Raw genomic sequence first — 22722 nt, forward strand, 5'->3', positions numbered from 1 at the left:
TTTTAGTCACGCGCCTGATGAAAAAGAGTCCAGACCGAATTGCATAGACCTATAGCAAACATCAGGTTATCCACCGCTGGTCAGCGGTTCGAGTGTTATGACCGCGACGCTGACCAGCGGTGGATAACCTGACTCTGTCAAACGGAGGCAACTGACCCATGAAAAACACATCGAAAAAAGGGGTTGACTACCAATTCCCCATAGAAGCCTTACTGTGTCACATAATTAGTTGCGCGCTCTATTGCCGTACAGGAAGAGTGCCACCGTTGCATGAGCCGCAGTCCAAGCAGGATGCGCAACGTGGTAATGAATCAGGAACGTGGCGTTGAGCGCGCTGGACTGCCCCGTGGGACGTAATCCGGGGGAAGGGCAGGCAGCGCGAGTTCAAGGAAGTTTTTTTATCGGGTCCATTTGATCGCATCCTGAGTCGCTGAGCCATCAGAAACCCATATGCAGCGATACTCAGTGTGGCGTGGTGGTGAAAGCCACGCCAGCCTCGTCCTTCGTAGTGACCGAGCCCGCACTCCTGTTTCAGGTCCTGATAGTCGCGCTCGATGCGCCAGCGCATCTTGGTCACGAACACAAGCTGCTCAAGTGTCGCGTCCTCGGGAGCGGTAGTGAGAAAATATTTTGGAGTAGCCCCTTGATTCTCAGGACATGTGGCACCTCTTAAAATAAGAGGTAGTCTTGTGACTAGTTTCAAGCCTAGGCAAATTGTGGAAAGCATTGAAGTTCTGACCGAGCCAGAGCGCCGTCGTCGGCGTTCGGTTCAAGAAAAAGTGGCCATCGTGCAGGAAACCCTGGAGCCGGGAGCAACGGTTTCGGCCGTTGCCCGTCGGCACGGGATGAACCCAAACCAGGTGTTTGCGTGGCGCAAGCAATACGATGAAGGCAGCCTGGCTGCGGTGAAGGCTGGAGAAGCCGTGGTGCCCGCCTCGCAGTTAGCCACAGCGATGAAGGAAATCAGGGAGCTGCAGCGTCTGCTTGGCAAAAAGACGCAGGAGGCAGAAATCCTGAAGGAAGCAGTCGAGTATGGCCGCTCAAAAAACTGGATTGCGCGCTCGCCCTTACTGCCCGGGGACGACCAATGAAAACGGTCTGCGATGTTCTCGGCGTTGCGCGCTCTGCTCTGGCAGTCAGAAAAACCCGGTCTCCGGACTGGCAGGACGGACGCCGCGCCCGACAGACCGACGACACGGAGCTGGTCGCCGCAATCCACGAACATGTGGCGGGCTTGCCGACTTACGGATACCGGCGAGTCTGGGCGCTGCTGCGACGTAGTCACGAAACGACAGGTGCGCCGTGCGTGAACGCCAAGCGGGTCTATCGCGTCATGCGCGACCATCAGTTGCTCCTTCGGCGCCTTGGCCAACGTCGTGATACCCGCCGACATGATGGGCGCATCGCCGTTGACCAGAGCAATGTCCGCTGGTGCTCGGACGGTTTCAAGTTCCGTTGTGACGACGGCTCGCCGTTGCGCGTGACGTTTGCGTTGGACTGCCACGACCGGGAAGCCATCAGCTGGGCAGCGACTACTGGCGGCCACAGCGGTGACGTCGTGCGTGACGTGATGCTCGCAGCGGTCGAGCAACGCTTCGGCACGACGCAGGCAGACGCGCCCATCGAATGGCTGTCGGACAATGGCTCTGCCTACATCGACCATCGCACGCGCAGTTTCGCTCGCGAGCTGGGTCTGGAGCCGTTGACTACACCCGTTCGTTCGCCGCAGAGTAACGGCATGGCCGAGTCGTTCGTGAAGACAATCAAACACGATTACATCGCCTTCATGCACAAGCCTGATGTGCCAACAGCGCTCACACATCTGGCCGGCGTCTTTGAACACTATAACGAGCAACACCCGCATAAGGCATTAAAGTACCGCTCCCCACGGGAGTTCCGGCGAACCGCTGCATCATCAACTTAACGGTGCCCGAGTGTCCTGAGTTACAGGGTCAACTCCATATTTGAGCGGCTTGCGTCAGGCGGCCTTTTCCGATCAGGCCGTCATACATTTTTTCGACGTGTGTGACCGCACCGGTTTTCTCAACCGCATCTTCAAGTACGTTTATGCCGTCCGCCGCATTGGCAAACGAATCAAGGCATATCGTATTGGCCTTCATAATCTGCCAGAATGGGCGCTCCAGGCACACCGACCCATCGCTCGCATGAAAAAGCCACTCGTTGTTCGTGTCGTCGCCTTGTCAGTCCGACACCCGATTATGGTGGTTGTGCTTTCGCTTGTGGTAGCGACTCTTAGCGGCTACTACGTCGCAAACCACTTCAGGATCAACACGGACAGTAGCCGCCTTCTGGGAAGCAACAAACAATGGGCCGCGCGCGAGAAAGCGATGGAAGAGGCGTTTCCACAAAGAGGGGAGACAATGCTCGTCGTGGTGGAAGCAGATGCGCCAGAGTTCGCCGCCGCCGCCGCGAATGCGCTTACCGCCGCGCTGCAAAAGGAAACCCAGGACTTCGTTTCGGTTGCCCAACCGGGCGGCGGAACGTTCTTCGAGCGCAACGGCCTCCTGTTTCTTTCTCTCGATGAGGTCCGGTCGACGACCGCGCAACTCGTGAAGGCGCGACCGTTGCTTAACTCGCTGGCGCATGACCCGAGTCTCGCGGGCCTTGCGAACTTACTCACGGCGAGTCTATTGTTGCCGCTACAGGCTGGGCAGGTGAAGCTTGAAGATATGAGCCATCTCCTGTCGAAAAGTGCCAATGTCCTTGACCACGTGCTGGCAGGGCAGCCGGGGGCCTTTTCGTGGCGGGCACTGGCGAGCGGGGGCACGCTCGCCACGCCGGCACGCGCATTCATTACCGTGCGTTCGGTTGTTGACTATCACGCGCTGCAGGCCGGCGCCCGCGCGTCAAACAGGGTGCGAGCGACGGCCAGTTCGCTCCACCTTGATGATCGATATGGTGCACGTATCCGGATTACCGGTGAACAACCGCTCGCAGACGAGGAGTTCGCATCCATAAAGGACGGCGCGGTAACCAATGGCATCGCGACTTTTCTGTGCGTGCTGGCCGTTCTATGGTTGGCGCTTCGCTCGGGGCGATTGATCGTCGCCGTGTTCATCACACTGTTTGTCGGCCTGGCTGTCACGGCCGCGCTGGGCCTGCTGATGGTCAGCGCCTTTAATATGATTTCGGTCGCGTTCATGGTGTTGTTTGTCGGACTCGGCGTCGACTTTGGCGTGCAGTTCGGTGTGAAGTACCGGGATGAGCGGCATCGCGAGGACCGGCTTGCCGTTGCGTTGGTCAACACGGCTGATGCCATCGGCATACGGTTGCGGCTTGCGACCATCGCTGTTGCAATAAGTTTTTTTTCCTTTTGGCCCACTGCTTACCGGGGCGTATCAGAACTCGGGAAAATCGCGGGCGTCGGTATGCTCGTTGCCTATCTGACTAATGTGACGCTGCTACCCGCGCTTCTGAAGATTTTCAATCCGCCCGGAGAAGCGGCGTCGCCCGGTTTTCCCGGGCTGGCGCCTATCGATGCGTTTCTCGCTCGCAACCGAACACCGGTACTGATTTGGACCGCCATCGTCATTCTTGGCGCATCGCCATCGCTGTTACATTTGCGTTTCGACTTTAACCCCCTGCATCTGAAGGATCCACACACGGAGTCGATGTCGACCCTGCTGTCTCTGAAGGATGAGCCCGAAGCTGCCGTCAACAATGTACGTGTGCTCGCACCGTCACTGGCAGAGGCCGACAGGATCGCAGCACGTCTGTCCCGACTGCCGCAAGTCGGTCGCACAGCGACGCTGTCGACGTTTATTCCCGCGGATCAACCACAAAAACTCGCACTGGTTACGGTCGCTGCACAGCAACTGCTGCCTGCGCTGACGCAGACACCGACACCGCCGGTTCCGGGCGACCTGACGATCGCCGCGTTGAAACGTGCTGCCAATCAGCTAGCCCTCGCGGCCGAAGACCATCCTGGGCCCGGGGCGTCCGAAGCGAAACACCTGTCCGGCACGCTAGTAAGGCTCGCGACAGCGGATGCCGCTACTCGCGACCGTGCGGAAAAAGCGATGGCTGAACCCTTGCAGATCTCACTTGGACAACTCGCGGCACTATTACAGCCTGCTGCGATTACGCGCGCGAATCTGCCGCCGACGATTGCGCGAGACTGGATCTCAGCCAATGGCAAGGCACTCGTTGAGGTCTCGCCGAAGGTGCCGGCGGGCATTGATCCCGGTGATGACACTATGTTGCGGAACTTTGCGAAAGCGGTACAGGCGGTCGAGCCGGGGGCGACGGGTGGCCCGATCTCGATCCTTCACGCGGCGAACACGATCGTCATTGCATTCGTGCAGGCGACATGTCTCGCGCTGTTGTCGATCACGGTCCTCCTCTGGGTGGCGCTGGGCCGCTTAGATGACGTCCTGCGTACACTGATCCCTCTGCTCGTTTCGGCGGTCCTGACACTTGAAGTGTGTGGCGTACTTCACATGCCGCTCAATTTCGCAAATATCATTGCGCTTCCCTTGATGCTTGGCATTGGCGTCGCCTTCAAAATCTACTACGTGATGGCCTGGCGCAGCGGTCGTACTGGCTTGTTGCAGTCAGGCCTCACTCAGGCAGTCCTGTGCAGTGCCGCCACCACGGCTACTGCGTTCGGCAGCCTTTGGCTGTCGCACCATCCTGGCACTGCCAGCATGGGACGGCTGCTCGCGTTGTCGCTTGTTTGCACGCTGATCAGCGCAGTGGTGTTCCAGCCGGTACTGATGGGCAGGCCACGTAACGTATTGTCGCAGTAAGGCTCGCTGCTGAAAGGCGATCGATATGTGAAGTATTGCTTATGTTGCCAGTTCGTAGCATTGATAGGCACAACATCTGCCCATTGTACTTGCGTGCCGAGCACTGCCTCACCGGCCTGCCGGACGTACCTCAAGTTGGCGACGCGGAGTTGGTGATCGCAAGTTGCAGACTCACGCTGCACACAGCGGCCAGCAGAAAGACGGCCGGCATGAAGCCCCGCGACGCGGGCACACTCGGGTTTTGCCAGACAGCGATAGTCCCAATGATGGCCACCCACGCTAATGCTAGCGTAGCGGCTGCCGACCCGGAGATCCGGAACCAGAAGCGTCCGAAGTACAGCTTCGCGAATGCAGTGACGGCTGCGATGGTCGCTCTCGTCGTGACGGCGAGAAAGCCGCTGAAGGTACTGCTCCTGCGGGCGATGAAAAAAGCGATGAAGCCGGTGACAATCACGGACGCGCAAACCTGGCTGTTGGCAAAAAACGCACGTATGTTGCTCCGCGGCCCCCGCTATCTGTTATGGCTGGCAGTCGAGTGCCGCCGGGCTCTCTTCCAGCGGCCGGAGGCCAAGGCAGTACATGGCTCGCCGCGACTTAACTGACCGTCGCCAACTCGAGTTCGACGCGCGCCTTTCGCATGCCGAGTGCCGCATCCGGGGGGAGACCGTCGTCGGTGATGACGAGGTCGAAGCGTTCTAGAGGGGCCGCCTTGTGCAGCCCGAAGATGCCGTACGTCGAACTTGATACTGCCAGCACTGTGCGTGCTGTGGCTTCCATGGCGGCCAGCTTGACTTCCACCTTTGGCGACGTACGCGGGTGCGACCATAGTGCCCGTCGCTTCGCTATCGGTACGCGGATATGCCGCCATTGTTATCGTTACCAATGGCGTCGGCAAACAGCGCGCCTACGGACCCGCTGAAATAATTTCCTTCCGAAAAAGCCGCGTGCGAATTCGCCGTGTCTTAAGCGAGATCCCGCCTTGACCGCCGCTGGAGACGGGACGAAAAATGACGCGACGCGGCTGTATCGCCTGCTAACATAGCGTCCGGTTGGCGTACCTTGGGAAATCCACCGAGCAATCGGCCCTTAACGCGCCGGGATAACTGCGTGAGTGCCCGGAAATCGACCCCTAAACCTGCAGAGCTTGCGGCTGTATGGAACAGCGCGGCAGGCACTAAGCCCCGGTACTCACCTGCCGGGGCTTTTTCATCGAGCGTGGGCGCGCGTTGCACGCGGGCTTACGCTGCTGGCAGCGCGGCCAATTATGGATGGGGTGCAGTTCTGCTGCCGCCTCAACCTGGAAAGAGAGCCCGGCGATGCCGGTCTCGTCACACATCAGCACCCAGCGCGATCGTGTCGCAATCACGGGCCGTTGGTTCATACTGGTTGAAACGATGTGTGTGAACCACACAAATGACGGGTATCGCTGCCGGTACGGCACGCGTGCGCTGTGGCGTTTCGAGATCGACGCTTCGCAAATGGTTAGGACGCTACCGCGATGCCGGCAAAGAAGGTCTGCGTGCTCGAAGTCGCATCGCGGCCCTCTCGACAGTCCAAACCGGAAGGTCTCCGAATGTTCGAATGACGATTTTGCGGCAACGTGCCTGGTACAAGGGAATGCGCGCGCACCTTTTCAGCACGATGATTGGCCGACGTTGGCAACCGACATTGGCAATTCGCTGATCTGCCGGACAAGCGATCGGTCAGCCACGCAGTTCCCGTACGCGAAATACTGAACGACAAGGTCTTGATATCTGCAATCCGCCGACGCTGCGCGGCGGTTTGTGGATCAGTAATCTGCGTCAAGTTTTCGTTGACCCTCCGCTGTCACGATAAGACCGGCATCAGGAAATTTGACAGAAATGACAGTGGCAGTTGCCTATTTGATCAGGTGCGCGCCGCATATCCGGTAATATTGAACGTTTGACGCGGTTCGATGCATCGCATGCGTTCATTACGGAAACCTACTTCAATGTCCCTCTTTCGCAAGAAAAACGTCGAACACATGCTCATCGGCGCACAAGAGGCCGGACTCCAGAAGGCGCTCGGCGCGCTCGATCTCACTTTCCTCGGCGTCGGCGCCATCATCGGCACTGGCATTTTCGTGCTGACGGGCACGGGCGCGGTCCAGGCCGGCCCCGCGCTGATGATCTCATTCCTGATGGCGGCGACCGCCTGCGGATTCGCTGCGCTCGCGTACGCCGAATTCGCGTCGACGATTCCCGTAGCCGGATCGATTTATACCTATTCGTACGCAACGCTCGGCGAACTCGCTGCATGGATCATCGGCTGGGACCTGATGCTCGAATACGGGCTGGCGACGTCGGCGGTGTCGGTCGGCTGGTCGGGGTATCTGCAGTCGCTGCTGTCGGGCTTCGGCATCTCGCTGCCGGTCGGGCTCACCGCCGCACCCGGTGCGTTGCCGGGCCACGAAACGCTCTTCAACCTGCCCGCGTTCCTGGTGATGATGGCGATCACGACGCTGCTGTCGATTGGCGTGCGCGAATCGACCCGCGTGAACAACCTGATGGTCGCGATCAAGGTGACTGTCGTGCTGCTGGTGATCGCGGTCGGTGCGTTCCATGTAACTCCCGCGAACTGGCATCCGTTCATGCCGAACGGCTGGCACGGTGTGTTCGGCGCAGCAGCGGTAATGTTTTTCGCGTTCATCGGCTTCGACGCGGTGTCGTCGGCGGCAGAGGAGGTGAAAAATCCGAAGCGCGATCTGCCGGTCGGCATCATCGCGTCGCTCGGTGTGTGCGCGGTACTATACGTCGCGGTAGCAGCCGTCGTAACGGGCATCGTGCCGTTCGCGCAGTTCGCCAACGTTTCTCATCCGGTGTCGTACGCGTTGCAGGTTGCGGGTCAAACCTGGGTCGCAGGTTTCATCGATCTTGGGGCCGTGCTCGGTATGCTCACCGTGATTCTCGTGATGGCGTACGGCCAGACACGCGTGATCTTCGCGATGTCGCGCGACGGCCTGTTGCCTGCACGGTTCTCGCGCGTGCATCCGCGTTTCGCGACACCCTTCCTCACGACCTGGGTTGTCGGCGTTTTCTTCGGCCTGATCGGCGCGCTGGTGCCGCTCAATGTGCTCGCTGAACTGATCAACATCGGGACGCTTGCCGCATTCTCGATGGTGTCAATCGCCGTCCTGATCCTGCGCCGCACGCACCCTGAACTGCCGCGCGCGTTCCGCTGCCCGGGTGTACCTGTCGTCCCGGTGCTGGCCGTCGCGTCGTGCCTCTTCCTGATGATCAATCTGCAAATCATCACGTGGCTAGCGTTTGTCATCTGGCTATTGATCGGCATGGTGGTCTATTTCGGATATTCACGCCGCCATTCGAAGCTTGCGCATGGAGCGTGAACTCACTGACGCCGGCCGTCGCTGCTCAACCGATGCGCAGGGGCGCCAGTACAAATTCAGGCGCGTATTCGTGGCGCGCCTACCGTCATTCAACATGAAGGTGCGGGCGGTTCTGGCGGAATTGCCACCTCGGCAACATCCACGTCAATGACAAAACGCGGCGTCGTCACAGCTTTGCTTCAGCGTTACATAGACTGCCATGAATTCTGCATCCGCCGTCGACCCGGGCACGATCAACGCCTACCTTGAGACGCACTATCTCGTTGGTGGCGATATGCCCATGACACTACGCGTAGGCATGCCCAACGCTGCGCTGGCGGCCCTCCACGAGGCTGCCGGCGTCGAGTCCAGCGCATTTATCACGGCCTGCAATCCGTTCAGTCGACATTGCGGCGATGAAGGCAATGCTCGACGCCAGGAGGCACTGGCGCACGAGCTGACCCAGCTCCGCGTGAGATTCGTTGATGGCATCGGGCAACACCCGTCGACAGTGTGGGGCGAGCCGAGCTTTCTGGCTCTGGGGCTTGCACTCGAGACGGCGAAAGAGCTTGGTAGTAAATACGAGCAGAACGCCATCGTTTGGTGCGGGCGTAATGCTGTGCCGCAGTTGGTTTTGCTTCGGTGAATTGGATACGGTATGACGCGAGAAGAAGAGGCGGCCTTTCTTGCGCCCTTCTTCGAGAAGGCCGGTGTGGGCGGCATCCTGGTGGTCGGCGAGATCAAGCAGGCGCTGGACGAGCGACTGGGGCGCAAGGTTGCCCTGGCTTCCGCCTACAACCTGCTACACAGTCACGGCTGGCGCAAGCTGGCCCCCGACAAGCGAGACCCCCAGGCCGATGTGGCCGCCCAGGACGCCTGAAAAAAACTCCCCGACGTCCTCCTCGAAATCGACCGCGCGTGGCCGGACCACAGGGCGATCCGCCTGATGTTTCAGGACGAAGCGCGCTTCGGTCGCATCTCCGACACGCGGCGTTGCTAGTGCCCCAAACCCGTTCGCCCACTGTGTCAGGCGATGGTAACGCAGGAGTACACGTACGCTTATGCAGCCGTCTCCGTGACTGATGGCGCGCTCGACTTGCTGATCCTGCCGCACGTCAATGGCGCCTGCATGCAGACGTTTCTCGATGAGGTCTGCGCGCGTCATCCCGTCGACCGGATCCTGATGGTCCTCGATGGCGCCGGGCGGCATCAGAGTGCTTCGCTCAGGCTGGCCCACAATCTGCGCCTGCTCACGCTCCCGCCGTACTCGCCTGAGTCCAATCCAGTTGAACATCTCTGGGACGATCTGCGGGAAAAGTCCTTTCACTACCGCGTCTTCGACAGTATCGATGCGCTCGAACACCATCTGTACGACTCGTTTCGCGACCTTGAACTGGACCGTCAACGGGTTCGCTCCATCGTCGCGTGGCCTTGGATCATTAATTCACCGTTGAATTAGAAATGAAATAAGGGGGGCATCGGCGGCGTGGAACTGTTCCTGACGGGCGTGACCGATAGGGTTTTCCCTGGTCGTTTGCGGACAGCGATTTTTGCCAGCATTCACTTAAACATCTTATGAGCGATGGCCTCTGCAAGTCCGGCATGATTGCGAGATATGCTGGAGACAGCGCCGGACATCCCCAGCGCTTTTAAAAAAACTTACGAGTCAATCTCAAGGGGCAATGAATGCTTTCCTCCGTCAACAAATTCACTCTGATCACCGCCACGGCGGCTTTCCTGATTGGCACGGCAGCACCTGCGTTTGCGCAAACCGACGCAAGCGCGCCGGTCGCTACCACTCGAGCTCCTGCCTCGGACGCCAAGGCGGCAGAGAAACGGGTGCGGGCGCAAGCCAGAGCCCAGCGCAAGGCAGAACATAAGGCTGCTCGGGCGAAGAATACCGCCGAACTGAAACGCCTGGAAGGTGCTGGCTACAACCCGGCGACAAACGACCCGAACTATCCGGAAAAACTGCAGAACGCGGAGAAAAAGCTGAATTCCCCGGCAGGTGCGAGCCAGTAAGCGCAGTTGAAGACAAGTGCGCCCCGGCCAATCAGAGGCGCACTTGTCGCTGGAATCCACGAGAGCTTCGTCAAGTTTCCGATTTGAGCATGACGGTCATCAGCCGATTCATCGCCATCGCAATCTGGGGCAACCGGCCTTCTCGTGCACGTATGGACACGACGCCTTTCGCAAACTTCTTGTTCGTGATGTAGAAACGGACTGCATGCATGTGTCAGGCTTGCCAGATGGGCAGTTGTACTGCCAAACGTTTGAAAGATGGTGCTTCATAACCGGCGACCCTGTCGGGTCCACTGACTTGCTAACGCCGCGCCCGATGATTCAAAATCCATCGACGTCGACATTCATCACAGTAGACTGGCCGAACTCGATGAGGCGATCCATGTCGAGCATGGCCTGGACCAGCCACGAGCGCGAAGCGTCGTTCGAGAGCGTCGGGATCCGCCTCACCCTGTTTTCCGACGCATCATCGCCTGAGTGGTGGCACGGGGACCAGATCATGGCGCCGGAGCATTGGCGCGACGGGCTACCAGTCGCGAAGCGGCCGTTCACTGCATGGTCTCGGCATCAGTCGCACCCGCCTCGCCCGATTTCGCGAACATCTGAAGCACTCTGAGCGTCGCCTCCAGTTCCTCCTTGCTGCAGCCCTCGAGCACTTCCGCACGCAATTGGTTCAGGGCACCATCAATCGAGGCCGCCACACGCGTACCCGCATCCGTCAAGGTCACAACCTTCGCGCGTCGGTCAGTTCGATCGTATTCCTGCCGGACAAGTCCCGCTGCGCTAAGCTGGTCAAGCAGGCGAACCGTCGATGAACTATCGATCGACATCTTTCGTGCGAGCGTAACCTGATGAATGCCGTCCCCGACGCGCCAGAGCATGAGGAGTGGCATTGCGCACGCTGCCGACACGCCAAGGTTGCACAGGACACTATCGCAGGTTCGACGCCAGTTGCGCGCCGCGGGGACCATCATGCTGGAGACGGAGAAGCGCAGTTCTTTAAGGTAGGGCATATTTCGCCGTTGTTCGCGCAACTAAAACGCGGTGGATCGAGGCACTTAATTATAGAAATTTAAGGGTGCCGGGTAAACGGTTTTGAATGCGAGCCCAGTCGGGAGAAGGGCGTTTGTGCGCAAGTGCTCATGGTATGGCAACGTGCAGGGGTTCCGGTGCAAATAGGTAAGCGGGTTGAAAAGCTTCATATAGGATGGAGTCCTAATCGAGTTAAAAGGACCGCATTCCATGCAGCGATCATGGCCGGCGGCGAATATACAGTGTCTAGTGTAGCGCTTATCCCCAAAAAATGTAAAAGGGGGTGGTCCGGAGGCCGCGGCCGGTTACAGCTGGGGTTCCGTTCCAAGCGGGCGCGAGACCATCTTTCGCGACATGGGAGGGAACCCCAGCGGTGACAGACCTGCCGGGTGGTAGGGCTTGCCAGAGAGGTAAGGGGTTCGTACCATGCCTGCACTCGACCGGTTGTCTGGATGGCGTAGAGAAAATTCGTTGTACGCCAAAAATTACAAGGCAGGTGGGCATGTACCGATTCGAAGATTACGACCTCATCATCGACGCGCGCAGCGAACGGGAATACGCCGTGGATCACATCCCTGGGGCAATCAACCTCCCCGTGGTCAGCAATTACGAATACGCCGAGGTCGGCACCTTGCATCGGACCGACAAAATGCGTGCATACCTGATCGGCGTGTCCTATTCCCTGAAAAACATTTCGCGTCACCTTGACACCGTAATTGCGGCCCGCCCACGTCATGGCAGGGTGCTTGTGTATTGCTTTCGCGGCGGAAAGCGCAGTCGACTTTGGTTTGATGCTCTCGATACGATCGGTTATAAGGTGGACCGTCTACCTGGTGGCTGGAAGGGCTATCGACGTTGGGTCAACGAGCAACTGACAAAGCTACCGCGCGAGTTCTCGTATGTGGTCCTGTCAGGCTCGACTGGTTGTGGAAAGACTCGATTGCTCGATCAACTCGAAGCCGTCGGTGCGCAGGTCTTGAATCTGGAGGCGCTCGCGTCTCACCGGGGCTCGGTTATTGGTGCGATACCTGGTACGCCGCAGCCGACGCAGAAATACTTTGATAGCCTGCTGCAACAAAAGCTTAGTACTTTGTCGCCCGGCCGCCCGGTGTGGGTGGAAGCAGAGAGCAAGAAGATTGGCAACGTGCAGTTACCGCCAGCGCTGCTCGAAACGATGCATATGAAGGGCAAGCTTGTCTGCGTGAATGCGCCGATGGCCCAGCGAGTCATATTGTGGCGAGAGGACTATCACCATTTCGAGCAAGATCCGGACGCCTTCGTATCGAAACTCGCCTCTCTGCGGAGCCTTATCGGAGGCCGTTCGAGGTGTGGCAGGAAATGGCCGAGGCCGTGTAAAAACGCGTGTGATCACCTAGACTGAATCAACCTGCTGAAACGAGAGGCGCAGATGGGGCGATTTGTCGAAGGTGCGGAGCGCAGTCAGACCACACTATTGCCAGAGTGTCTCGATGACTTCATCGCTGAAGACAACACTGTACGGATTGTTGACGCATTCGTCGAAGAACTCGAACTGGCGTCCCTCGGATTCGAAGGAACCACGCCGGCGAGCACCGGCCGACCTTCTTACCACCCGGGCGTGCTGCTCAAGATCTATATCTACGGTTATCTCAATCGGGTGCAGTCTAGCCGACGCCTGGAGCGGGAGTGCCAGCGCAATGTTGAATTGATGTGGCTGACCGGCCGGCTTGCGCCAGACTTCAAGACGATTGCCGAGTTCAGGCGAAGCAATGGCGAAGGCATTCGCAACGTGTGCCGTCGCTTCGTGATGATATGCCGGGACCTGAAGCTGTTCACACAAGCGGTCGTCGCCATCGACGGCAGCAAGTTCAAGGCGGTCAACAGCCGCGACAACAACTTCACGCCCAACAAGATTGCACGACGTCAGGAGCAGATCGAGCAAAGCATCCAGCGTTATCTGGACGCGCTGGAGACCGCCGATCGTACCCAACCAGCCGAGGTAGAAGCGAAGACTGAACGGCTACGGGAGAAGATCGAAACGTTGCGTGAACAGATGCGTGATCTGAATCGTGCTGCTGAGCTTCTGAACGATCTGCCGGAAAAGCAGATCTCGCTGACCGACCCGGATTCACGCTCAATGATCTCTCAAGCCAAGGGTACGGGCGTGGTTGGCTATAACGTTCAGGTCGCCGTCGACGCCCGGCACCATCTCATCGTTACCCACGAAGTCACGAATGTCGGCAACGACCGGACGCAGTTGAGCCCAATGGCCAAAGCAGCGCGCGACGCGATGGGCAAGAAGAAAATCAAGGCACTGGCAGACCGTGGATACTTCAGCGCACCAGAGATCAAGGCATGCGACGACGCGGGTATTGCGGCCCTCGTGCCCAAATCACAAACCTCCGGGGCAAAGGCTGACGGCCGCTTCGACCGGGCCGACTTCATTTACATCGGCAGAGACGACCAGTATCTGTGTCCGGCGGGGCAACGCGCGATATACCGCTACACCTCGTTGGAGAGTGCCAATCTGCTGAAATTGCGGACCTACTGGAGCAGTGCCTGCCCACACTGTCCACTCAGAAAACAGTGCACGCCGGCCCCGTATCGGCGCATTCGCAGATGGGAACACGAAGCGGTACTCGACAGAATGCAACGCAGACTGGATCGTCAGCTTGACGCGATGACAATACGGCGACGAACAGTCGAACACGTGTTTGGCACGCTGAAGCACTGGATGGGCTCAACCCACTTCCAGATGCGCAGGCTTGGGAACGTCTCCACTGAAATGAGTTTGCATGTGCTGGCGTACAACCTCAAACGCGTCATGAAGATCCTCGGATTTGCAAAGACACTGCGAGCGATGAAGCTCGCAGGCGCGTAATCTCACACCTGCCTATGCTTGCCGGCGTGGCGCAATCAGTTCAGTCGTAGAAAGCAGGAAGCTGCGAAGGCGCAGCCTCACCAGTCGCTCGACAGACTGCCGGCTTACGCGTTTTTACACGGGTGCGCCGGGAGACCGGCAAGGAGTAAGTGGTGCAAGTCCACTGCGATGAAGGAATAGCGAACCACATCGGCCCCGAGCCGTGCGCAGGCATCCGCGAGGATGTCGGCGAAGCGTCGGCAGGGGTACGTGCAGGCCAGCCATTGAGCCACGATAGAAAACTGATTCCGGGTGCCGACGCTGTCTGTGTAGCGGAAGGCAAAACGTCTGAGCGCGCAATCGCGAGCGCCCGGATGACCCGGCGTGGTCGTAGAACCTGGCATGTGCGCACGCTCCTTGTTAGGGAACCGGGAGATCTCCAGTCTGGCCTGTCGCAGGATGGACAGGTCCGCATCGGGAAGGCGAGGAGCCGTAGCCGATGATGAACGGACGGGAGAAGTCAGACTCCGCCGTAGTAGCGATGAAGCCTGCGAACAAGGCTGGGGAACCAGCTGCGGAGTGGGTGGAGCCAAGGGCGGGGACCAAGGGGAACACGGGTCAGCCACACACGCACCGGGCGCAGAACCGGGCAAGCGTGCCACAGCGGCTGGAACGTGTACGGCAGGCTGCAAGACAGCGGAAGAAGGAGCGGTTCACCGCGCTTCTACACCACGTCACAGTCGACCGACTTCGGATGGCATTCTTTGCGCTCAAACGCAGTGCGGCTCCCGGAGTGGATGGCCTGACGTGGCGGTACTACGAGGCAGGACTGGAAGAGAATCTCCAGCGCCTGTTCTCGCAGGTACAGAGCGGAGCGTACCGGGCACTGCCTGTTCGGCGACAGTACATACCGAAGCCGGACGGCAAACAGCGCCCGCTGGGGATTGCCGCGCTGGAAGACAAGATCGTCCAGCGTGCGGTGGTGGAAGTGCTGAACGCGATATACGAGGAAGACTTTCTTGGTTTCTCGTACGGGTTTCGGCCCGGGCGTAGTCAACATGATGCGCTGGATGCGTTAGCGACGGCCATCACCCACACCCCGGTGAACTGGATTCTGGACGCGGACCTTCGGAGCTTCTTCGACTCGGTTAGCCAGAGTTGGCTAGTCCGTTTCATTGAGCACCGGATCGGCGACCAGCGCATCATCCGCCTTGTGCGCAAGTGGCTCAAGGCGGGTGTTCTGGAAGACGGAGAGCTGAGCGTCAGTGAGACCGGTACACCACAGGGATCAGTGGCTTCACCGCTGTTCGCGAACGTGTACCTGCACTATGTCTTCGATCTCTGGGCCAACCGGTGGCGACGGCGGGAAGCAACGGGCAACGTGATCATCCTGCGGTATGCGGATGACATCGTTGTCGGCTTCGAGCACGAAGCTGACGCGCGGCGCTTCTGGGACGCGATGCGATCGAGGCTGGAAGAGTTCTCGCTTGAGCTACATCCGGACAAGACGAGACTGCTGGAGTTCGGCCGCTATGCAGCGGTCAACCGCCAGAGACGGGGTCTTGGCCGACCGGAGACCTTCACCTTTCTGGGTTTCATCTTTATCTGCGGCAGATCTCGTCGCGGGGCTTTCCAGTTACAGCGGAAGACCCGAGGGGATCGCATGCGGGCGAGACTCAGGCAGATCAAGGAGGCGCTCCGGAAGCGCATGCACGAACCGATTCCAGTGCAAGGGCAATGGCTCAGGCAGGTGGTTCGCGGATACTTCGCGTATCACGCGGTGCCTACCAACTCGCGGGCACTCGTCGCATTCCGACATCACGTCACCGATCTATGGCGGCGCACGCTCCGGCGGCGCAGTCAGAAGGACGCCATGACGTGGGAGCGAATGAGACGAATCGCCAATGCCTGGCTTCCGCCCCCTCGAATCCTTCATCCGTGGCCTGATCGGCGCTTCGCCGTCAAACACCCGAGGTAGGAGCCCGGTGCCCGAATTGGGCACGCCGGGATCTGTGCGGGGGGTGCTCAGTAATGGGCATCCCTACCGCAATCCTCGGCCAGATCACGGCAAATACCCGAGTTGTTCGAGCGGGTCATGGTCGCGCACTACGATCCCGCCTATGCACGTTCGACACGGCGCAGTTATCCCGCACTTGCAGATGCACCAGTCGTTGACTTGCAGGAACTGTCGCCAGACAGTCTCCGCGCCGTGGCGCTTGCGCTCGTTCAGCGCTTCGGCTAAACGACTCTTATCTCAATCTCACTAAAACCGCGTCATTGCCAATCTCCCCCGCGATACGGGTGGAACAGGGCATATTTGCCATGTCGTCTATGCAAGAAGCATATGCACGCAGAGAAATTTCCGCCTTGTAGCAGTGGGTTCCTTTCTTCGTGTTTCCGTTTGTAACTGAATTAGTGGAGGGGAAGGGAGGGCGGGTATGGTCATATCTTATGAATTGATCTGATCGGGACAGATTGACTGATTGGGATTGCTTCAAATATGACCACGACGATCGAAGACCGCATGATCTTGCTCCTGAATGAGCAGGCAAACTTCATGCGCAGCGTGGAGCGCACCAGTTCCTTCGCCGGCAGCGTGTCGCTGAAAAACAGATGCACGCGGTTCGGGTGATTCGGCAGCGACAGTTCCGGCGTGTCCTCGATCGTACCGATCCGCTCATCGGACGGCACGAGGTCTGAGAGCGCCTTATTCAGCGTGGTCTTGCCGGAGCCAGTGCCGCCGGCGAGCACAATGTTCAACCGGTTGGCAACCGCAAGCTCGAGCATGCGCGTGACGTTGCGCTGGCTCTTCGCTTCCAGCATCTCGGTCTCGAACGGCTGCAGGTCAAGCGATACCGACATGTCGCGGCGCGGCGACACGTCCCGATAGCCCTCGAACCAGCCGTTGCGCTCGTACTCGGCGACCGAGAAGCGTACGACTGACGGCATGCGGATCGTGATGGAGATCGTGTCCTGCTCGCAGGCCGGCTGCATCAGCACGTGTCCACGTTGGCCCTCGGGCAGGACCACCGGATGAATCGGCTCCTTTGTCGAGAACTTGCCGCCCTTCATCACCGTCAGCGCGTTGGCGAGCTTGAAGCACGCATCGAGCGAGCAGGCCGGTGCATCGTGCCGTCGCCATCCGGCACTGCCCTGTGTCCAGATCTCACCGGGACGGTTGATCGCAACTTCGGTGAGGCTCCCGTCGAAGAAGTTCGAGATGCCCATCTGTTTGAGAAAGCTGCGGGCGATCGTGCCCTTCTCGATCACATCGATTACGACTGCGCTCATTCGCACTCCTTTCTGGTTTAGGGTCACATCCGTTAATCAAAGTGCCGCGCAGGTTCAGCGAGGCGTGGTGCCCGAATCCTGCGGCTCGATCTGCACTGACACGCGATACGGGCGTCGATCGTCCGGCACGCTGCTGGCGAGTTCCCGAAGGGTTTGCGCCGGCGACGTGGAATCCACGGTCGCGCTCAAAGACGCGGCCGGTCGGCAACCGCACGGCGCGGCGGCGAAGTAGTCGGACGTGTGGTCGAGACGATGCAAGAGATCGCCGGCAGTTCGGCCAAACTCGCCCAACGCAGCGCCACCGCAGCCAAGGAAATCAAGGACCTGATTAGCGAGTCGGTAAATCGGGTGGACGCGGGCTCGAAGCTCGTCGAGGAAGCGGGCAGCACGATCAACGAAATCGTCGAGTCGGTGAAGCGCGTGACCGATATTGTGGGCGAAATGTCGTCGGCGTCAGAGGAGCAGAGCACCGGCATCGAGCAGGTCAATACGGCCGTCAGCCAGATGGATCAGGTGACCCAGCAGAACGCCGCGCTGGTCGAAGAAGCCGCGGCCGCTACCGAGTCGCTGGCCAAGCGGGCCCAGGAACTGCGTCAGGCTATGGCCGTCTTCAGCATTGCGGATGACTGATGGTACCCAGTAAGCTGCCGTTGATGTGACGGGTGTTGAACGGCCGTAGCCGGTCGGGTCATGCCATTTGCATGAGAGCTGTGCCCGAGGAGATCACCGCACTCGGTCGTCGGGCGCTGGTCGGCCATCTACGGTCCTACCACGGCCCGCCCAAGCGAACGCTCAGACGTCGGTTAGCAAGTGCTGCCATGCAAAACATTCCATTTTCTGAACCGCCTGTACTTTTCAGAAAGCGACAGTTTCCGCTGAAGGGAAATTCTGCGCGCGTCCTTGTGGTTGACGATAGCCGGGCGAACGCCGAGGCATTGGCGGCAATCCTTGGAGATTGATGGACTGGAGACGCGGTTTGCGTTGTGCGGAGTTGATGCACTTAAGATGCTGGATTTCTGGCAACCGCACGTGTTCGTTCTCGACATCAGCATACCGGAACATAATGTCTTCGCGGTAGCAAGAGTGCTGCGGAACATGCCCGCCAGCCGCGATGCAGGCATCATTGCGTTTACCGCGCTGGGGAAAGCTGAGTTTGTCGCGACCGGTCCCGTCGTTGACTTCGACGGCTACTGCCGGAAGGGAGGATCGCACGCGCGGCTTTTGAAGATGATCAATGATGCTCATATAGCCGCCTCGCCGAAGCTGAGGCCGCAGGATTAAGCGGTCGCATTCGGAATGCGTAACCGACAGTGCGGTAAGCAAACCAGAGCGTACCGAGTTAGTCTGCGAAGCGGGAGCGATAGCAAGAGCTCCAAGAAAATGCACGGCTCAGGTAACCGACAGGCAGGCAGGGTCTAACTAACGGGGGCTCGGCCGCGTTAGTGGACTGCCTGCGAATGGGTCGTTCGTCCAGTCTGCGCCTGCCTGCGAGGGCGGCCTGATCACCGACCCCGACGATAGCTCGAAGTGCCCGATGGATTGCCCGGCACTAATCGCCTGCTTCAGCCATTGAGGCATAGCCCCTTCGCCGCTCCAGCTATCGCCATTCGCGCTGCGGTAGCGGTCAGCTTCCGGTACGGCCGCGAGTGCGGTGGCGAGATCGTCCGGGCTGATTCCGAAGTCCTCCATGCGGTGCCGGAGATAGGCAATCATGCTGTCTCGCTTGCGTTCGTCCATGAACCTTTTTCCTTTTCAATCGTGTCCGATGCCTGTCTTGACGACAAACGGCAAAGCTCGCCAGGTAAGTACGCTCTTCGCAATTTTTGCGGCGCCAACTAGTCGTCGGGACCGAGGATGACGTCGATTGACGCCTGACCAGCGATCTCCGCGACGAAGTAAGCCCAACGGCGCGAAAACGGTCCGCCGCGAACCTTGATACGCAGGCCTAGCGCCGCTACTCCCGGGGTGGGCGTCGGTCCCTGTATGCGAAACCACGCGTCAAACATGTCTTCGGAAGTCGGCACGAGGTCAACATCAATCTCAAACCCGCGATACTTCACCGTTCTCTGCATACTGCTCCTTCACATTCCACAATACAGCTCAGTCTGCTGCTTCACAGGCTCTGCACCGCACCCACGTAGCTCTTCGTCGCGTCTTTCAGTTGCTGTGCCGCGGCCTGCACAGGCGTTGGCAACTCGCTCAGCGCAAGTTGGGTGACAACACCATCCAGCCTCCTGCGAAGCTCTATCACGAGATCCATGACACTGGCGTCGCCGACACGGCGACGATTGCTCTGCCGGGAACCCACCAGCGAGCAATCGACAAGACGGTCAACCTTGCGAAAGTAGGCTTGGGCTGCCAGACGGTGCCTTGCATGGAGCGATGCGATGTTCGACTTTGAGAGGCAATCTCTCACGACATCGACATTCATGCCGAAATGAATCTGCAAAGCGTCCGATGCATCCGCCCGGTGAAAACATGCCACCTGGTCGAACAGCGTCTCGCCATCTCCGTCGATCAGATCAATCCAGACCTCACCGTCTTCGAGAGCGTGTCCCGAGGGATGGATCACCCGTTCGTCCTCATTGGCGGCAGCGAGCATCCGGTGGCCGTCGACATCATCAACCGGCATTTCGAAAATCTCGACCAGTTCCCCGCTTACCGCGACCTGCATGACCAATAACGCCATATCTGCTCCTAGTGATGCGATTGACGGGAATAGCGTTGTGTCGATCAGGCGACCGGATCCCGTGATCCGATTGAGTGACGTTCTGGCGGGCGCAAGCTTGAGCAGCTTTGAGACGCTTCATTGCGACGTTGTGTGAGCAGTATGATTGGCGCAGATGTGACAGGCATGACGTGCTTTCTCGCATCATGCGGGGGGGGCATACTGCGCGCCCATCTCCACCGGCCTAGTGGCGGGGCGCCAGGCGGTGTCGCCGCAATGAAATCAGTTCATGCAGGCAGGGGTGCTCTTGCTGTGTATCGTTGTGATCTGACGGGGTCTGCACCCGTGGCTCGTCGATTCTGAACGCCGTCCATCTTGCCGCTACTATGAAAGTGTATTGCCGACTATCCGCGACTGTCGACCCAGTCACGCGCCCAGGTCGTAGCGTGTCCCAGGGCCTGCGTTTCATTATCGAAATAGTCGAGCGCGTGGAAATTGTAGGAAACCAGATCAGCCTCAAGGGCATCTCCCCTGACGAGCAGAAGGTTGGCGGCAAACCAGCCGTCCGGCAACCGATGTGCAGAAGGGGAGACTGAATAACCGTTGTAGTGGTGAAGATGTTTATTATTTTGCATAAGCAATAACCGAGCGACGCCCGTACGACATCTATATCGTACAAGGGGCTTAAATTGAAAATGAAGCGAGACGGATCGTGTCGAAAGACAAATGACGCGCACGGACGAACGCGGCGATCAGATCGGGAGCGCACGGCTCCGCGAGGATACTAGTCAGGCAGACATGCAAAGGGCCGGTAGACCGGCCCTTGAAATACGTTACTGCGGCGAGATGTTCGCGGCCTGCATACCCTTCGGGCCGCGCTTTGTCTCGTAGCTCACCTTCTGGTTTTCTGCGAGCGTCTTGAAACCGTCGCCTCGAACTTCCGAGAAGTGAGCGAAGAGATCGTCGCCGCCTGCGTCAGGAGTGATGAAGCCAAAGCCTTTGCTATCGTTGAACCACTTAACAGTACCGGTATCCATGAGAATTCCCTGAGATAAAAACAACAGCTCCATTGCGGAGCGACATAAACTTCAAGGAAGAGGAGAGGATAGCGAGTACCGCGCAGAAGAGGCGGAAAATGATGATCAGCAATCGAGCTTCTTGAATATTTCGAGGTTCACAATACCTCGGCGAGCAGAGGCTGTCAACGCATATCGTGAAGCGGGCTCGCTATCGAGCATCGCGTCGGTGACTTGATCACTACCGGAAATTTTATTTCGGCCCAAGGAATGCTCCGTGGCCGCTCGTTTGTTAGGCAGAAACGACTGCCAGCTAGGACCTCTGGCTGCGGACAAGTATAGCTGCGCAGATTGTGCGTCCGTGCAAGCCTACGAACACTTGTCGCAAGGTCGGTTCGGTAAGGTTGTGATTATGATCGCTAACGTGTGCGTGCTGCGTCCAGCGTTGGCGTAAATCCATCGGCCGGACCTTACCAGTTAGCGGCCATCCATAGTGAAATGCAATGAAGGACCGTGACGGGTCGACCTGAGCCAGACGCAGACCGCGCAGCGCCGGCCCATTTATCCATTAAGCATCGGACCGTGTCCGGCCATGAGCAGTCGTTCATCGGCTACATTACCCAGCCGTTAGAGCGGCTGCTTCTGCACCATTATGAACCATTGCACCGCGTGGGCATGCAGATCCTACGGACAGCCCTGTCGGCCACGGTTGTGAGGTGTAGTGCAAGCGATGTACGCTTCCAGGCTCCACACCGTATCCCAGTCGCTTAGCGCAGAAGCCGCCTTAGTCGCGGGGATCCGACACGGTCTTCCGAAGTTCGTCGGCGAACGCCCTCGCAAGTGAGGAGATGGGGCCTCGCTCTGGAAATATGACGGCGACGCGCATAGGGATCGCGTCCTCAAGCGGTCGTGTGATGACACTGCTCGAAGCAAAGGATCGGGCGGTCCATGCAGACACGATCGATACTCCTAGCCCGGCGACGACCATTGCGCTGGCCACAAGCGAGCTTGCCGTCTCGACCACCACGTTCGGCGTCGCGTTTGCCTTCGTTAATGCATCATCAATCTGGTACCGGAAGGCCGTATGTTGCGAAAGTAGCACCATGCGCTCTCCATGCAGATCGGAGAACTTGACGGTGTCCTTCGCCGCCAGACGATGGTCTCGCGGCATGATTACAACCGAACTGACCAGTTCAAACGGCTCTACCACGATCGCGGCGCGCGAAACAGGTAGTTCGACGATGCCAACATCGATCTGGCCCGTCGAAACCAGTTCGGCGATTTGGCGCGATGGCAGACTCTGCACGGTCGCTGTGACACCAGGCCGGGCGTCCAACAAAGACCTGAGCGCCAGCGGTATGAGAGACAAGGTAAGTGCCGGCAACACCGCCACACGGATAGCGCCTGCGCGCTGGTAGCGGATGTCTTGTGCGATTTGTCCGATTCGCTCGGCTCCGATATACAGCTTCTCCACTTCGCGATACAACGTCTGCGCTTCTGACGTTGCATGCAGTCGCCGTCCACGCCGCTCAAACAATTTGAAGCCTAGCTGCATCTCAAGCAGCGCGATGGTGCGGCTGACCGCCGGCTGCGTTACGTTCATCAACTCCGCTGCACCAACCACAGTACCTGCCAGCATCACGGCTCGGAACGCCTCGATATGGCGGAGATTCGGTGAATTTCTCATATAACATCCAAGCATATACAGCAGATTGATTGTACCTTTTCACGCTTTTTTT

The 22722-nt window shown here is 58.9% G+C and carries 23 protein-coding genes and 3 pseudogenes; 14 read left to right on the plus strand and 12 right to left on the minus strand.

The genetic code is table 11. The features are described 5' to 3' along the window. Window positions 1-311 precede the first annotated feature (311 nt). A pseudogene (locus BLW71_RS39980) lies at window positions 312-655 on the minus strand (transposase); the annotation flags it as partial. Between the two features lie 70 nt (window positions 656-725). Here BLW71_RS39980 and BLW71_RS39985 point away from each other — a divergent pair. The 3 genes from BLW71_RS39985 (at window position 726) to BLW71_RS41425 (ending at window position 5371) form a co-directional block, all read left to right on the plus strand. Beyond that, window positions 726-1924, plus strand: a protein-coding gene (locus tag BLW71_RS39985) for an IS3 family transposase (RefSeq protein ID WP_091810474.1) whose coding sequence is annotated in 2 segments (ribosomal slippage) — window positions 726-1041 and window positions 1041-1924 — 1200 coding nt in all. Because the reading frame shifts where the segments join, the coding sequence is not laid out codon by codon here. A gap of 241 nt (window positions 1925-2165) precedes the next feature. Continuing rightward, window positions 2166-4769, plus strand: a complete 2604-nt coding sequence (hpnN, locus tag BLW71_RS39990) for a hopanoid transporter HpnN (RefSeq protein WP_091810476.1) — start codon at window positions 2166-2168, stop codon at window positions 4767-4769. A 263-nt stretch (window positions 4770-5032) separates the two neighbouring features. Further along, a complete protein-coding gene (locus tag BLW71_RS41425) occupies window positions 5033-5371 on the plus strand; it encodes a hypothetical protein (protein ID WP_143048473.1) in 339 nt (112 codons plus the stop codon). Here the strand turns inward: BLW71_RS41425 and BLW71_RS40000 are convergent. Next, window positions 5364-5567 carry a DeoR/GlpR family DNA-binding transcription regulator gene (locus BLW71_RS40000; RefSeq protein WP_091810289.1) on the minus strand — a complete coding sequence of 68 codons (204 nt, stop codon included), beginning with the start codon at window positions 5565-5567 and terminating at the stop codon, window positions 5364-5366. The genes BLW71_RS41425 and BLW71_RS40000 overlap by 8 nt on opposite strands. A gap of 615 nt (window positions 5568-6182) precedes the next feature. Between BLW71_RS40000 and BLW71_RS42705 the strand changes: the two are divergent. The 6 genes and pseudogenes from BLW71_RS42705 to BLW71_RS40025 form a co-directional block, all read left to right on the plus strand. Then, window positions 6183-6392 (plus strand): annotated as a pseudogene (locus tag BLW71_RS42705) (helix-turn-helix domain-containing protein); the annotation flags it as partial. A gap of 349 nt (window positions 6393-6741) precedes the next feature. Continuing rightward, window positions 6742-8136 carry a branched-chain amino acid transporter BcaP gene (bcaP, locus tag BLW71_RS40005; RefSeq protein WP_091810291.1) on the plus strand — a complete coding sequence of 465 codons (1395 nt, stop codon included), beginning with the start codon at window positions 6742-6744 and terminating at the stop codon, window positions 8134-8136. 199 nt (window positions 8137-8335) lie between these two features. Next, a complete protein-coding gene (locus tag BLW71_RS40010; protein ID WP_091810293.1) occupies window positions 8336-8761 on the plus strand; it encodes a DUF3293 domain-containing protein in 426 nt (141 codons plus the stop codon). A gap of 12 nt (window positions 8762-8773) precedes the next feature. Next, entirely contained in the window at window positions 8774-8995 is a 222-nt protein-coding gene (locus tag BLW71_RS40015; RefSeq protein ID WP_091810295.1) for a winged helix-turn-helix domain-containing protein, read from the plus strand. Between the two features lie 153 nt (window positions 8996-9148). Beyond that, window positions 9149-9574, plus strand: a complete 426-nt coding sequence (locus BLW71_RS40020) for a transposase (protein ID WP_091810297.1) — start codon at window positions 9149-9151, stop codon at window positions 9572-9574. A gap of 227 nt (window positions 9575-9801) precedes the next feature. Then, on the plus strand, window positions 9802-10137 hold the full coding sequence (locus BLW71_RS40025; protein WP_091810299.1) for a hypothetical protein: 336 nt from the start codon (window positions 9802-9804) through the stop codon (window positions 10135-10137). Window positions 10138-10458: 321 nt separating this feature from the next. Here the strand turns inward: BLW71_RS40025 and BLW71_RS42710 are convergent, their stop codons facing one another. Both BLW71_RS42710 and BLW71_RS40035 read right to left on the minus strand, forming a co-directional pair. Next, on the minus strand, window positions 10459-10587 hold the full coding sequence (locus BLW71_RS42710; RefSeq protein ID WP_286162292.1) for a hypothetical protein: 129 nt from the start codon (window positions 10585-10587) through the stop codon (window positions 10459-10461). Between the two features lie 98 nt (window positions 10588-10685). Continuing rightward, window positions 10686-11150 (minus strand): MarR family winged helix-turn-helix transcriptional regulator, encoded by a 465-nt coding sequence (locus tag BLW71_RS40035; RefSeq protein WP_091810303.1) that lies wholly within the window; start codon window positions 11148-11150, stop codon window positions 10686-10688. 521 nt (window positions 11151-11671) lie between these two features. Here BLW71_RS40035 and mnmH point away from each other — a divergent pair. The 3 genes from mnmH (at window position 11672) to ltrA (ending at window position 15986) form a co-directional block, all read left to right on the plus strand. Next, window positions 11672-12550 (plus strand): tRNA 2-selenouridine(34) synthase MnmH, encoded by an 879-nt coding sequence (gene mnmH, locus BLW71_RS40040; protein ID WP_091810305.1) that lies wholly within the window; start codon window positions 11672-11674, stop codon window positions 12548-12550. A 27-nt stretch (window positions 12551-12577) separates the two neighbouring features. Then, on the plus strand, window positions 12578-14029 hold the full coding sequence (locus BLW71_RS40045) for an IS1182 family transposase (protein WP_091810307.1): 1452 nt from the start codon (window positions 12578-12580) through the stop codon (window positions 14027-14029). 478 nt (window positions 14030-14507) lie between these two features. After that, window positions 14508-15986 (plus strand): group II intron reverse transcriptase/maturase, encoded by a 1479-nt coding sequence (gene ltrA / locus BLW71_RS40055; protein WP_091801149.1) that lies wholly within the window; start codon window positions 14508-14510, stop codon window positions 15984-15986. A gap of 464 nt (window positions 15987-16450) precedes the next feature. Here the strand turns inward: ltrA and BLW71_RS40060 are convergent, their stop codons facing one another. Together BLW71_RS40060 and BLW71_RS40065 are read right to left on the minus strand one after the other, a co-directional pair. After that, complete coding sequence (locus BLW71_RS40060; protein WP_286162293.1) at window positions 16451-17299, minus strand: ATPase, T2SS/T4P/T4SS family; 849 nt, start codon at window positions 17297-17299, stop codon at window positions 16451-16453. Window positions 17300-17353: 54 nt separating this feature from the next. Continuing rightward, a complete protein-coding gene (locus BLW71_RS40065; RefSeq protein ID WP_091810309.1) occupies window positions 17354-17557 on the minus strand; it encodes a hypothetical protein in 204 nt (67 codons plus the stop codon). Here BLW71_RS40065 and BLW71_RS40070 point away from each other — a divergent pair. Continuing rightward, a pseudogene (locus BLW71_RS40070) lies at window positions 17501-17923 on the plus strand (methyl-accepting chemotaxis protein); the annotation flags it as partial. The gene BLW71_RS40065 and the pseudogene BLW71_RS40070 sit on opposite strands and share 57 nt — an antisense overlap. A gap of 324 nt (window positions 17924-18247) precedes the next feature. Continuing rightward, window positions 18248-18580, plus strand: coding sequence for a response regulator (locus tag BLW71_RS40075; protein ID WP_286162294.1), 333 nt, complete (start codon window positions 18248-18250; stop codon window positions 18578-18580). Window positions 18581-18718: 138 nt separating this feature from the next. Here the strand turns inward: BLW71_RS40075 and BLW71_RS40080 are convergent, their stop codons facing one another. The 6 genes from BLW71_RS40080 to BLW71_RS40105 all read right to left on the minus strand — a co-directional run bounded on the left by BLW71_RS40080 (window position 18719) and on the right by BLW71_RS40105 (window position 22670). After that, the gene (locus BLW71_RS40080; RefSeq protein ID WP_091810313.1) at window positions 18719-19036 is read right to left on the minus strand and encodes an H-NS histone family protein; all 318 of its coding nucleotides are present in this window, start codon (window positions 19034-19036) and stop codon (window positions 18719-18721) included. 98 nt (window positions 19037-19134) lie between these two features. Next, window positions 19135-19371, minus strand: a complete 237-nt coding sequence (locus BLW71_RS40085) for a hypothetical protein (RefSeq protein WP_091810315.1) — start codon at window positions 19369-19371, stop codon at window positions 19135-19137. 41 nt (window positions 19372-19412) lie between these two features. Further along, on the minus strand, window positions 19413-19988 hold the full coding sequence (locus BLW71_RS40090; RefSeq protein ID WP_091810317.1) for a hypothetical protein: 576 nt from the start codon (window positions 19986-19988) through the stop codon (window positions 19413-19415). A 383-nt stretch (window positions 19989-20371) separates the two neighbouring features. After that, on the minus strand, window positions 20372-20602 hold the full coding sequence (locus BLW71_RS40095) for a hypothetical protein (RefSeq protein WP_091810319.1): 231 nt from the start codon (window positions 20600-20602) through the stop codon (window positions 20372-20374). Window positions 20603-20800: 198 nt separating this feature from the next. Continuing rightward, complete coding sequence (locus BLW71_RS40100) at window positions 20801-21004, minus strand: cold-shock protein (protein ID WP_025527573.1); 204 nt, start codon at window positions 21002-21004, stop codon at window positions 20801-20803. A 763-nt stretch (window positions 21005-21767) separates the two neighbouring features. Then, the gene (locus BLW71_RS40105) at window positions 21768-22670 is read right to left on the minus strand and encodes a LysR substrate-binding domain-containing protein (protein ID WP_091810321.1); all 903 of its coding nucleotides are present in this window, start codon (window positions 22668-22670) and stop codon (window positions 21768-21770) included. Window positions 22671-22722: the final 52 nt, after the last annotated feature.

This window comes from Burkholderia sp. WP9 (assembly GCF_900104795.1).
Lineage (GTDB): Bacteria > Pseudomonadota > Gammaproteobacteria > Burkholderiales > Burkholderiaceae > Paraburkholderia.

Coding starts and splice junctions, on each gene's coding strand:
- hpnN (WP_091810476.1), top strand. CDS start 2,166: ATGAAAAAGCCACTCGTTGTTCGTGTCGTCGCCTTGTCAGTCCGACAC.
- BLW71_RS41425 (WP_143048473.1), top strand. CDS start 5,033: ATGATGGCCACCCACGCTAATGCTAGCGTAGCGGCTGCCGACCCGGAG.
- bcaP (WP_091810291.1), top strand. CDS start 6,742: ATGTCCCTCTTTCGCAAGAAAAACGTCGAACACATGCTCATCGGCGCA.
- BLW71_RS40010 (WP_091810293.1), top strand. CDS start 8,336: ATGAATTCTGCATCCGCCGTCGACCCGGGCACGATCAACGCCTACCTT.
- BLW71_RS40015 (WP_091810295.1), top strand. CDS start 8,774: ATGACGCGAGAAGAAGAGGCGGCCTTTCTTGCGCCCTTCTTCGAGAAG.
- BLW71_RS40020 (WP_091810297.1), top strand. CDS start 9,149: ATGGTAACGCAGGAGTACACGTACGCTTATGCAGCCGTCTCCGTGACT.
- BLW71_RS40025 (WP_091810299.1), top strand. CDS start 9,802: ATGCTTTCCTCCGTCAACAAATTCACTCTGATCACCGCCACGGCGGCT.
- BLW71_RS40035 (WP_091810303.1), bottom strand. CDS start 11,150: ATGCCCTACCTTAAAGAACTGCGCTTCTCCGTCTCCAGCATGATGGTC.
- mnmH (WP_091810305.1), top strand. CDS start 11,672: ATGTACCGATTCGAAGATTACGACCTCATCATCGACGCGCGCAGCGAA.
- BLW71_RS40045 (WP_091810307.1), top strand. CDS start 12,578: ATGGGGCGATTTGTCGAAGGTGCGGAGCGCAGTCAGACCACACTATTG.
- ltrA (WP_091801149.1), top strand. CDS start 14,508: ATGATGAACGGACGGGAGAAGTCAGACTCCGCCGTAGTAGCGATGAAG.
- BLW71_RS40060 (WP_286162293.1), bottom strand. CDS start 17,299: ATGAGCGCAGTCGTAATCGATGTGATCGAGAAGGGCACGATCGCCCGC.
- BLW71_RS40080 (WP_091810313.1), bottom strand. CDS start 19,036: ATGGACGAACGCAAGCGAGACAGCATGATTGCCTATCTCCGGCACCGC.
- BLW71_RS40085 (WP_091810315.1), bottom strand. CDS start 19,371: ATGCAGAGAACGGTGAAGTATCGCGGGTTTGAGATTGATGTTGACCTC.
- BLW71_RS40090 (WP_091810317.1), bottom strand. CDS start 19,988: ATGGCGTTATTGGTCATGCAGGTCGCGGTAAGCGGGGAACTGGTCGAG.
- BLW71_RS40095 (WP_091810319.1), bottom strand. CDS start 20,602: ATGCAAAATAATAAACATCTTCACCACTACAACGGTTATTCAGTCTCC.
- BLW71_RS40100 (WP_025527573.1), bottom strand. CDS start 21,004: ATGGATACCGGTACTGTTAAGTGGTTCAACGATAGCAAAGGCTTTGGC.
- BLW71_RS40105 (WP_091810321.1), bottom strand. CDS start 22,670: ATGAGAAATTCACCGAATCTCCGCCATATCGAGGCGTTCCGAGCCGTG.